At 68.8% G+C, this 10,893-nt stretch carries 4 protein-coding genes and 1 tRNA gene; 4 read left to right on the top strand and 1 reads right to left on the bottom strand.

Annotated elements, in window-relative coordinates:
* Window positions 1-268 precede the first annotated feature (268 nt).
* The 3 genes from ABZY11_RS25765 to ABZY11_RS25755 all read left to right on the top strand — a co-directional run bounded on the left by ABZY11_RS25765 (window position 269) and on the right by ABZY11_RS25755 (window position 2,150).
* Window positions 269-341 (top strand) — tRNA-Thr (locus ABZY11_RS25765).
* Window positions 342-577: 236 nt separating this feature from the next.
* Entirely contained in the window at window positions 578-985 is a 408-nt protein-coding gene (locus ABZY11_RS25760) for a YciI family protein (RefSeq protein WP_356481404.1), read from the top strand.
* 19 nt (window positions 986-1,004) lie between these two features.
* Window positions 1,005-2,150, top strand: a complete 1,146-nt coding sequence (locus tag ABZY11_RS25755; RefSeq protein ID WP_356481405.1) for a DUF6596 domain-containing protein — start codon at window positions 1,005-1,007, stop codon at window positions 2,148-2,150.
* Window positions 2,151-2,186: 36 nt separating this feature from the next.
* Here ABZY11_RS25755 and ABZY11_RS25750 read toward each other — a convergent pair whose 3' ends face one another.
* On the bottom strand, window positions 2,187-4,829 hold the full coding sequence (locus ABZY11_RS25750; RefSeq protein ID WP_356481403.1) for a SpoIIE family protein phosphatase: 2,643 nt from the start codon (window positions 4,827-4,829) through the stop codon (window positions 2,187-2,189).
* Window positions 4,830-5,230: 401 nt separating this feature from the next.
* On the opposite strand from ABZY11_RS25750, the gene ABZY11_RS25745 reads away from it, so the two are divergent.
* Window positions 5,231-10,660 carry a HAMP domain-containing protein gene (locus ABZY11_RS25745; protein WP_356481402.1) on the top strand — a complete coding sequence of 1,810 codons (5,430 nt, stop codon included), beginning with the start codon at window positions 5,231-5,233 and terminating at the stop codon, window positions 10,658-10,660.
* Window positions 10,661-10,893 lie beyond the last annotated feature (233 nt).

Genomic DNA, 10,893 nt, shown 5'->3' with positions numbered 1-10,893 from the left:
TGCAGGGGGGACCCTGTGGGAGAGTAGGACGCCGCCGAACTCCTTTTACGGGGAAGCCCCGTGTCCGCAGGGACACGGGGCTTTTCTGCGTTCACCGTCGGCTCGATGGGGGGCGCGGTCGGGGCCGGCCCCTGTCCGGGTAGGTACCTCATCGTGGTGGAAGGGGCGGTACGGGGACTGTGAGAGTCCGTCAGAGTCGTGTGTCGTCAGTGGTTTTGAGCATCCCTGAGTTCAGGGTATGCTTTACCTCGTTGCCACAGCGCAGCAGGCCCCAATAGCTCAGTCGGTAGAGCGTCTCCATGGTAAGGAGAAGGTCTGCGGTTCGATTCCGCATTGGGGCTCAGAAGAATAGAAAGGCCCTCGCCAGTCGGCGAGGGCCTTTCTTGTTGGTGCGGACGTCCCATGCCGACTTGCCTCTGTGCCACGCCACGGACCCGGGCACCGCGAGCCGCCTCACCCAGAATCGTCCACGAGCGCCCAAAATAGTTTGGACGGCGATGTCGAGAACCGGTGACTGGCTCCGTCCCTGCAGTGAACGCGACCAAGACGGGTCGCATCAGCACCGAGGAGAAGCACGATGGCCAAGTACCTGCTGCTCAAGCACTACCGCGGCGCTCCGACTCCGGTCAACGACGTGCCCATGGACCGGTGGACACCCGAGGAGATCTCGGCCCATGTGCAGTACATGCAGGACTTCGCGTCCCGGCTCGAGGAGACCGGCGAGTTCGTCGACGGTCAGGCGCTGGCCCCCGAGGGGACGTTCGTCCGGTACGACGGTGAAGGTCGCCCGCCGGTCACCGACGGCCCGTTCGCCGAGACCAAGGACCTCATCGCCGGCTGGATGGTGATCGACGTCGACAGCTACGAGCGCGCCGTCGAGCTGGCCGGGGAGTTGTCGGCCGCCCCCGGGGCCGGCGGGAAGCCGATCCACGAGTGGCTCGAACTGCGCCCGTTCCTGGCCGCGCCGCCCACCATCACGGAGTGACCCTCAAGTGACCTCATCGCTGAACGAGGTCCTGCTCCGGAGTCTCACGCCGAGCGTGCTCGGGATCCTCGTCCGCCGCGGAGCCGACTTCGCGGCGGCCGAGGACGCCGTGCAGGACGCACTGGTCGAGGCGGTCCGCGTCTGGCCGGAAGACTCGCCGCGGGACCCGAAAGGGTGGCTGATCACCGTGGCGTGGCGCCGGTTCCTCGACGCGACCCGGTCGGACGCCGCCCGTCGGCGGCGCGAGGACCTCGTCGACGAAGAACCGGCGCCCGGCCCCTCGCCCGCGGTGGACGACACGCTCCAGCTCTACTTCCTGTGCGCCCACCCGTCGCTGACGCCGTCGTCCGCGGTCGCACTCACGCTGCGCGCAGTCGGCGGGCTGACCACCCGCCAGATCGCCCAGGCGTACCTGGTGCCCGAGGCGACCATGGCGCAGCGCATCAGCCGGGCCAAGCGCACCGTCTCCGGCGTACGGTTCGACCGGCCCGGCGACGTCGCCACCGTGCTGCGCGTCCTCTACCTGGTCTTCAACGAGGGCTACTCCGGCGACATCGACCTCGCCGCCGAGGCCATCCGGCTCACCCGGCAGCTCGCAGCCGCGATCGACCATCCCGAAGTGGCGGGGCTGCTCGCCCTCATGCTGCTCCACCACGCCCGGCGCGCCGCCCGGACCGCGCCCGACGGCAGCCTGGTACCGCTCGCCGAACAGGACCGCAGCCGGTGGGACACCAGGGCGATCGCCGAGGGCGTCGAGATCCTGCAGGCGGCCCTCGCCCGCGACCGGCTGGGCGAGTTCCAGGCCCAGGCCGCCATCGCGGCACTGCACGCCGACGCGCCCACCGCGGAGGAGACCGACTGGGTGCAGATCGTCGAATGGTACGACGAGCTCGCGCGCCTGACCGACAGTCCGGTCGTCCGGCTCAACCGCGCGGTGGCCGTCGGTGAGGCCGACGGACCGCGGGCCGGACTGGCGGCGCTCGCGGCACTGGACGACTCACTGCCCCGTCACACCGCCGTGGCGGCGTACCTGCACGAACGCGACGGCGACCCGGCGACGGCGGCACGGCTGTACGCCGAGGCGGCCCGAAAGGCATCCAACCTCGCCGAGCGCGACCACCTGACGCGCCAGGCCGCCCGGCTCAACGCACTCCTGGGCCGCTGACGGGTCTCGGCTCGGACCTTCCCGTGGCCGCAGGCGTCAGTACTGGGCAGTGGGTGGTTCGGGCACGCGCATGGCGAGGATGGCCATGTCGTCCGAGGCGGGTTCCGCGGCAAAGCGTTCCACCGCCCGCAGGATGCGGGCTGCCACCGCGCCCGCGGTGAGGCCCGTGCAGGTCGCCAGGACATCCGCCAGACCGTCGTCGCCGAGCATGCGGGTGCCCTCCCGGCGTTCGGTGACGCCGTCGGTGACGCACAGCAGAACATCGCCCGGGGCGAGGGTGACGCTCTGCTCGTACAGTTCGAGGTCCTCGATGACACCCAGCAGGGTCTGCGGTTCGGCCGCTGCTTCGACCGAACCGTCCTGACGCAGGCGCAGCGGCAGCGGGTGCCCCGCGCAGACCACCTTCAGAAGGGCGCTGCCGTCCTCCTGGGGCCACAGCTCGCCGTACAGGAGGGTCAGGAAGCGGCTGCGTGCGCCCTCGTCCAGGATGGCGGCGTTGAGGCGCTCCAGGACGGCGGGGCCGCCGAAGCCCTCGCGGGCGAGGAGGCGCAGGGCGTGGCGGGCCAGGCCCGTGACGGCCGCGGCCTCCGGGCCCGTACCGCATACGTCGCCGATGGCGAAGCCGTAGGCGCCGTCGCGGATGGGGAAGACGTCGTAGAAGTCGCCGCCGACCTCGTTGCCCTCGCCGGCCGCACGGTAGATGACTTCGATCTCGACGTTGGGGACCTCGGGAAGCCCCGGCGGCAGCAGGCTGCGCTGCAGGGACTGGCTGATCGCCATGCGCTCCGAGTAGAGGCGGGCGTTGTCGAGGGCGAGCGCGGCGCGGCGGGAGAGGTCCTCGGCCAGCTCCAGGATCTCCTGGCGGAAGTGGTCGTCGGAGGGCTTTCCGAGCGTGAGCATGCCGATGACGCGGTTGCGGGCCACGAGCGGCAGGACCACCGTCTCCCCGCCCACGGCGGCTGCGGTGGCGAGCGTCGTACGGATGCCGGGGCCGAGCCTGCCCGGTTCGCCGAGCCTGCCGGTCTCACCGAGGCCGAGCGTGCGCATCGAACTGCGCAGCGCCGCCTGGTGGGCGGCCTCGGACGGGGCGGCCCAGACCCGGGCGCCGGGTGTCGGTACCGGGTCCGGCGGCGCGATCTTGGAGAGCAGAGCCTTGAGGCCGTCGATGCGCTCCTCGTCCTCGTGCAGGACATAGGAGAGATACGGCTCGGACGACTGGTCGGCGATCGTGTACACGGCGCACCAGGTGGCCAGGGTGGGGACCGTCATCTGGGCCATCAGCGCCAGGGTCTGGTCCCGGTCGAGGGTGCCGGCGAGCAGGTCGGAGGCCTCGACGAGGAAGGAGAGGGAACCGCGGCGAAGGCGTTCCAGCTCGCCCAGGCGGGCCGACTCGACGGCCAGCGCGATCCGGTCCGCGGCGAACTGAAGGCGCAGCGCCTCCTCGTTCGAGTAGCGGCCGGCCGCTTCGGCGGCGACACCCAGGGAGCCCGTGAGCCGCCCTTCGACCTTCAGCGGGACGGTGACGACGGAACGCATCCCGGTGCCGCCGAGCAGCGGGACGGCGCCCGGGACGTTGTCGAGGTCTTCGTGGACGGCGGGCATCCGGGCGGATCCGTACCGTCCGGTTCCGGCCTCCACCGGGACGCGGGCGAAACGCTGGCGGGCGGAGGGCAGACCGGTGGTGGCCCGTACCTCCAGTTCCGTTTCGTCGTCCGTCGCCAGCAGCAGAAAGGCCGCATCGGCGTCGAGCATGTCGCGGGCCCGCTCGACCGTGCGCTGGAGCAGGCCGTCGAGGTCGTCGGGGGCGGGAGAGCCGATGAAGATCTCGAACGGATCCGTCTCGGCGCTCGTGTCGGACACCGGTGTGCGGGCCGGCGACTGGAGCACGGCGCGCTCGTAGTCGCGGACGAGCAGGCAGACGGTGGAGGGCTCGCCGTGGGTGTCGCGGACCCGCAGGTGCGAGGCGTAGACGGGGATGATCCGGCCGTCGGCGCCCCGGATTCCGTAACTGCCCTCCCAGCGCGAGAGCTGGAGCGCGTCGACGATGCCCGTGTTGGTCCCCGGAGTCTGGGGCCAGGCGGTGAAATCGGTGAGCTGCTTCCCGGTGACCTGGTCCGCGGTGTGGCCGAAGAGGAACGCGGCGTCCTCGTTCCAGGCCGCGATGGAGCCGGTGCTGTCGATCTGGACGACCGCCACCCGGACGCGCTCGTCGGCGACGGGCAGCAGCCCCACGGGGAGCAGCGGGCCCGCCGAGCGGATGCCCACCGGGCGTTCGGGGAGATCGAGCCGGAACCAGACGTGTTTGCGGGTGGGCGAATACTCGACGCCCCACCGGGTGGCGAGTGCTGAGCAGAGCAGCAGTCCGCGGCCGTTCTCGCGGTCCGGGCTGCCGAAGTCCGGACCGGTGCTCTGGAGCGGGATCTCGCGTTCCGGATAGTGGTCGGAGACCTCGATCCGGACGCCGTCCTCCGTGCGCAGGCACAGTACGTCCGCGGCGGTGCCCGCGTGGACCACCGCGTTGGTCACCAGCTCGCTGGTGAGGACGACCGCGTCGTCGACGACGTCCGTGTAGCCCCACCCCTGAAGGGTGTCGCGGACGAAGGCGCGGGCGGTCGCGACGGAGCGCCCGACCGGGTCGAAGGTGGCGGCCGCGCGCGCGGTGATCACAGCACTCCCCATTTGGTGTCTCGTCGCTTCCCCGAGTCCTGTGCCCGTTTCTCGCCGCTTCGATTCGCCTGCCAGGCTAGACGCTAGGTCTCGGTGCCGGATACACGAGGGGCGACTTCGGGCAGGAGCGACCAGGAACGGATCTGTGACCGGACAAGTGTGGCCTTCTCAACAGAGGGATGCCGGACAACCATTGGAGGTTGCACCCCGGCCGCTTCGGGCCTGGTACGTTTCAACGATTTGACGCCCCCGTGGTCACCCGTCGACGGTGGGCTGTGGCGGTGAGCCAAAGAAGAACTGGGCAAGCTCCCAGATACGGCCCGAGCGATACGGTCAACCCCTGCGGGAGGGACACGGTGGAGTCTGGCGTGGCGGCGCGGGGCAAAGGCACGCGCACAAAAGGCGGACAGTCCGTGAAGAAACAGCGCAATGGAACCATCGACGTCGACGCGGCGGCGCTCAACAGACTGCTGGCGGGCCTCGTGGCGATGCGCGACGGGAATTTCCGCAGGCGTCTGACCGTCTCGGGCGACGGTGTGATGGCGGAGATCGCAGCGGTCTTCAACGAGGTCGCCGACCGCAATCTGCATCTCACCGGTGAGCTGGCCCGGGTGCGGCGGATGGTCGGACGCGAGGGGAAGCTCACCGAGCGGCTGGAGACGGGCGCCTGCGAAGGTTCCTGGGCGGCCGCGATCGACGCCTCCAACGAGCTGGTCGACGATCTGGCACGCCCGGTCTCGGAGGTCGGGCGGGTGCTGTCGGCGGTGGCCGACGGTGATCTCGAACAGCGGATGGAACTGCGGTCGCACACGTCCGACGAGACGGTACGGCCGCTGCGCGGCGAGTTCCTGAAGGTCGCCCGTACGGTCAACAGCCTCGTCGACCAGCTGTCGGCGTTCACCGAGCAGGTGACGCGGGTCGCGGTCGAGGTGGGTACCGAGGGCAAGCTGGGCGGACAGGCCCAGGTGCGCGGAATGTCCGGGTCGTGGAAGGACCTCACGGACTCCGTGAACACCATGGCGTACCGGCTGACCGCGCAGGTGCGCGACATCGCCCTGGTGACGACGGCGGTCGCCAAGGGTGATCTTTCGCGGAAGGTCACCGTCCATGTGGCCGGCGAGATGCTCCAGCTGAAGAACACCGTCAACACGATGGTCGACCAGCTGTCGTCGTTCTCCTCCGAGGTGACCCGGGTCGCCCGTGAGGTGGGTACGGAGGGCGAGCTCGGCGGCCAGGCGACCGTGCCGGGTGTGGCAGGGGTGTGGAAGGACCTCACCGACTCCGTCAACACGATGGCCGGGAACCTCACCTCCCAGGTGCGCGGGATCGCCGAGGTGACCACGGCCGTCGCCAACGGCGACCTGTCGCAGAAGGTCACGGTGAGTGCCCGCGGCGAGGTCGCACAGCTGGCCGAGACCATCAACCAGATGACCGATACGCTGCGGCTCTTCGCGGACGAAGTGACCCGGGTGGCCAGTGAGGTCGGTGGCGAGGGTCTGCTCGGCGGGCAGGCGAAGGTGCCGGGTGCGGCGGGGACCTGGAAGGACCTCACCGACTCGGTGAACACGGTCTTCCGGAACCTGACGACCCAGGTGCGGGACATCGCGCAGGTGACCACGGCGGTGGCCAACGGTGACATGACGCAGAAGGTCACCGTGGATGTGGCCGGCGAGATGCTGGAGCTGAAGAACACCGTCAACACGATGGTGGACCAGCTCCAGGCCTTCGGTTCGGAAGTGACCCGGGTGGCCCGGGAGGTCGGCCTTGAGGGCCGCCTCGGTGGTCAGGCCGAGGTGCCGGGTGCGGCGGGGACCTGGAAGGACCTCACCGACTCGGTGAACGCGGCGTTCCGGAACCTCACGGGGCAGGTGCGCGACATCGCCCAGGTGACGACCGCGGTCGCCAACGGAGACCTGACGCAGAAGGTCACCGTGGATGTCGCGGGCGAGATGCTGGAGCTGAAGAACACCGTCAACACGATGGTGGCGCAGCTCTCGAACTTCGCCGACCAGGTGACGCGGATGGCGCGTGACGTGGGTACGGAGGGCCGCCTCGGCGGCCAGGCCCGGGTGGACGGCGTCTCCGGCACCTGGAAGGAGCTCACCGACTCCGTCAACTTCATGGCCGGGAACCTGACTTCGCAGGTCCGCCAGATCGCCCAGGTGACCACGGCGGTGGCGCGCGGTGACCTGTCGCAGAAGATCGATGTGGACGCGCGCGGCGAGATCCTGGAGCTGAAGAACACCATCAACACGATGGTCGACCAGCTCTCCGCCTTCGCGGATCAGGTGACCCGGGTGGCGCGCGAGGTCGGCACCGACGGGCGGCTCGGCGGTCAGGCGCAGGTGCCCGGCGTGGCCGGTGTGTGGCGTGATCTGACCGATTCGGTGAACGGCATGGCGGGCAACCTCACCGCTCAGGTCCGTAACATCGCCCAGGTCGCCACGGCGGTGGCGCGCGGTGACCTGTCGCAGAAGATCGATGTGGACGCGCGCGGCGAGATCCTGGAGCTGAAGAACACCATCAACACGATGGTCGACCAGCTCTCGAACTTCGCCGAGCAGGTGACCCGGGTCGCCCGCGAGGTGGGTACGGAGGGCATCCTCGGCGGCCAGGCCGAGGTGCAGGGTGTGTCCGGTACGTGGAAGGACCTCACCCAGTCCGTCAACGGCATGGCGAACAACCTGACCATGCAGGTCCGCAACATTGCCGAGGTCACCACCGCGGTCGCCAACGGCGATCTCTCCAAGAAGATCACCGTCGATGCCAAGGGCGAGATCCTCGAACTGGTCACGACCGTCAACACGATGGTGGACCAGCTGCTCAACTTCGCCGACGAGGTGACGCGGGTCGCCCGCGAGGTGGGTACCGAGGGCATCCTCGGCGGTCAGGCCCGCGTGCCCGGTGCGACCGGAATCTGGAAGGACCTCAGCGACAACGTCAACCTGATGGCCAACAACCTGACCAGTCAGGTGCGGAACATCTCCCGGGTCTCGTCGGCGGTCGCCAACGGCGATCTGCGGAAGAAGGTCACCGTCGAGGCGCGCGGCGAGGTCGCCGAGCTCGCGGACACCGTCAACACGATGGTGACGACGCTGTCCTCGTTCGCCGACGAGGTGACGCGAGTCGCCCGTGAGGTGGGCACGGAGGGCGAGCTGGGCGGCCAGGCGCGGGTGCCGGGGGTCTCCGGTACGTGGAAGGACCTCACCGAGTCGGTGAACTCGATGGCGTCCAACCTGACCGGTCAGGTGCGGCAGATCGCCGCGGTCACCACCGCGATCGCCAAGGGCGATCTCACCAAGAAGATCGACATCGACGCGCGCGGCGAGATCCAGCAGCTGAAGAACACCATCAACACGATGGTCGACCAGCTGTCCTCGTTCGCCGAGCAGGTGACCCGGGTGGCTCGTGAGGTGGGCACGGAGGGGCAGCTGGGCGGTCAGGCCCGGGTGCGGGACGTCGACGGCACCTGGCGCGATCTCACCGAGTCGGTGAACGAGATGGCCGGAAACCTCACCCGCCAGGTACGGGCCATCGCGGCCGTCGCCACGGCGGTGACCCGCGGCGACCTCAACTTGAAGATCGATGTGGACGCGGCCGGCGAGATCCAGGCGCTGCAGGACAACATCAACACGATGATCGCCAACCTGCGCGACACCACGGCGACCAACAAGGAACAGGACTGGCTCAAGGGCAACCTCGCCCGGATCTCCGGTCTGATGCAGGGGCGCCGCGATCTCAACGACGTGGCCTCGCTGATCATGAGCGAGCTGACCCCGGTCGTCTCCGCGCAGCACGGTGCGTTCTTCCTGGCCATGCCGACCGGGGACCCCGGCGCTGTGGGCCCGGACAGCGACAAGGACAGCTCGTACGAACTCCGTATGCGGGGCAGCTACGGATACTCGGCGGGTTCGATGCCGACGTCCTTCCGGCCGGGCGAGACGCTCATCGGGACGGCGGCGGAGGAGAAGCGGACCATTCAGGTGGACAACGTTCCGCCGGGCTATCTGAAGATCTCCTCCGGGCTCGGCGAGGCGCCCCCCGCGCATGTGATCGTGCTGCCGGTGCTTTTCGAGGGGAAGGTTCTCGGCGTGATCGAGCTGGCGTCGTTCCAGCCGTTCACCCACATCCAGCGGGACTTCCTCAACCAGCTCGCCGAAATGATCGCGACGAGCGTCAACACCATCAGCGTCAATACGAAGACCGAGAAGCTCCTCGAACAGTCGCAGGAGCTGGCCGAGCAATTGCGGGACCGTTCACAGGAGTTGGAGAACCGGCAGAAAGCGCTCCAGGCCTCCAATGCGGAACTGGAGGAGAAAGCCGAACTGCTGGCCCAGCAGAACCGCGACATCGAGGTCAAGAACACCGAGATCGAGGAGGCCCGGCAGGTCCTGGAGGAGCGCGCCGAGCAGCTCGCGGTCTCGATGCGCTACAAGTCCGAGTTCCTGGCGAACATGTCGCACGAGTTGCGTACGCCGCTCAACTCGCTGCTCATTCTGGCCAAACTTCTCGCGGACAACGCCGAGGGCAATCTCTCGCCGAAGCAGGTGGAGTTCGCCGAGACGATCCACGGAGCCGGTTCCGATCTGCTCCAGCTGATCAATGACATTCTCGACCTGACGAAGGTCGAGGCGGGAAAGATGGACGTCAGTCCGACCCGGATCGCGCTGGTTCAGCTGGTGGACTACGTGGAGGCGACATTCCGCCCGCTCACCGCGGAGAAGGGACTCGATTTCTCCGTAAGGGTCTCGCCGGAACTGCCCGCGACACTGCACACGGACGAGCAGCGGCTCCTGCAGGTGCTGCGCAATCTCCTCTCCAACGCGGTGAAGTTCACCGACAGCGGGGCGGTCGAGCTGGTGATCCGGCACGCCAACGAGGATGTGCCGAACGCCATCCGTGAGCAGCTCCTGGAGGCCGGTTCGCTGCGTGACGCGGACGCCGACCTGATCGCGTTCTCGGTCACCGACACCGGTATCGGGATCGCCTCCAGCAAGATGCTGGTGATCTTCGAGGCGTTCAAGCAGGCGGACGGTACGACCAGCCGCAAGTACGGCGGCACCGGGCTCGGACTGTCCATCAGCCGGGAGATCGCCCGGCTGCTGGGCGGCGAGATCCACGCGGCCAGTGAGCCGGGCCGCGGTTCGACGTTCACGCTGTATCTGCCGCTGCACCCGAGCGAGTTGCCGCCGCAGGGATACCCGCAGATCGGCCCCGGTCCCATCGAGACGCACGGTGCCGCGGTCGGGGAAGGGCTGCTACCGGAGGCCGGTTCGGGTGCCGACCCGGCAGCCACGGCACCGGATTCGGCCGGTGCGGCCGGTCTGGCGCGGCGTCGCCGCAAGAGCCTGGGGAGTGCGGAGCGGCGGCCCGCGCTGCCGCCCCGGAGCACCGCACCGGTGGCTCCGCAGGAGCCGTGGGCGCTCGCCGGCCAGGAGGAATCCGAGGTCCGCAGGACGTTCCGGTTCCGTGGCGAGAAGGTGCTCATCGTCGACGACGACATCCGCAACGTCTTCGCGCTCACCAGCGTGCTGGAGCAGCACGGTCTTTCGGTGCTGTACGCCGAGAACGGGCGTGTGGGCATCGAAGTCCTGGAACAGCACGACGATGTGACGGTCGTACTGATGGACATCATGATGCCGGAGATGGACGGCTATGCCACGACGACGGCGATCCGCCGGATGCCGCAGTTCGCGGGGCTGCCGATCGTCGCGTTGACCGCGAAGGCGATGAAGGGCGACCGGGAGAAGGCGATCGAATCCGGCGCTTCCGACTATGTCACCAAGCCCGTCGATCCTGATCATCTCCTTTCCGTAATGGAGCAGTGGATGCGCGGAGAGTGATCATTAGTCGAGAGAATCTCGATGAGTTGCTGATCGACTGTGCTCACAGGGGTGTGAGAACGCGGTATACGGGGAACCTTCCCGTCCCCCACCGCGTTTCTGCTGCGTGCACAGTGACATCGCGGTGACAGGGTGTGGCGACGGGCGGGGTGCGGCTACCATGACCGGCACAAGGACGGACGGCGTAAGGGAGTCGTCCCCTGGGGCGGCGCCCGGTGCAATTCCGGGGCGAG

The sequence above is a fragment of the Streptomyces sp. NPDC006510 genome (genome assembly GCF_040611955.1).
GTDB lineage: Bacteria > Actinomycetota > Actinomycetes > Streptomycetales > Streptomycetaceae > Streptomyces.
This window is presented reverse-complemented; position numbering and strand designations above follow the sequence as displayed.

Bases quoted from the DNA above. Each gene is read 5' to 3' on its own strand.
- ABZY11_RS25760 (WP_356481404.1), top strand. From the start codon at position 578: ATGGCCAAGTACCTGCTGCTCAAGCACTACCGCGGCGCTCCGACTCCG.
- ABZY11_RS25750 (WP_356481403.1), bottom strand. From the start codon at position 4,829: ATGGGGAGTGCTGTGATCACCGCGCGCGCGGCCGCCACCTTCGACCCG.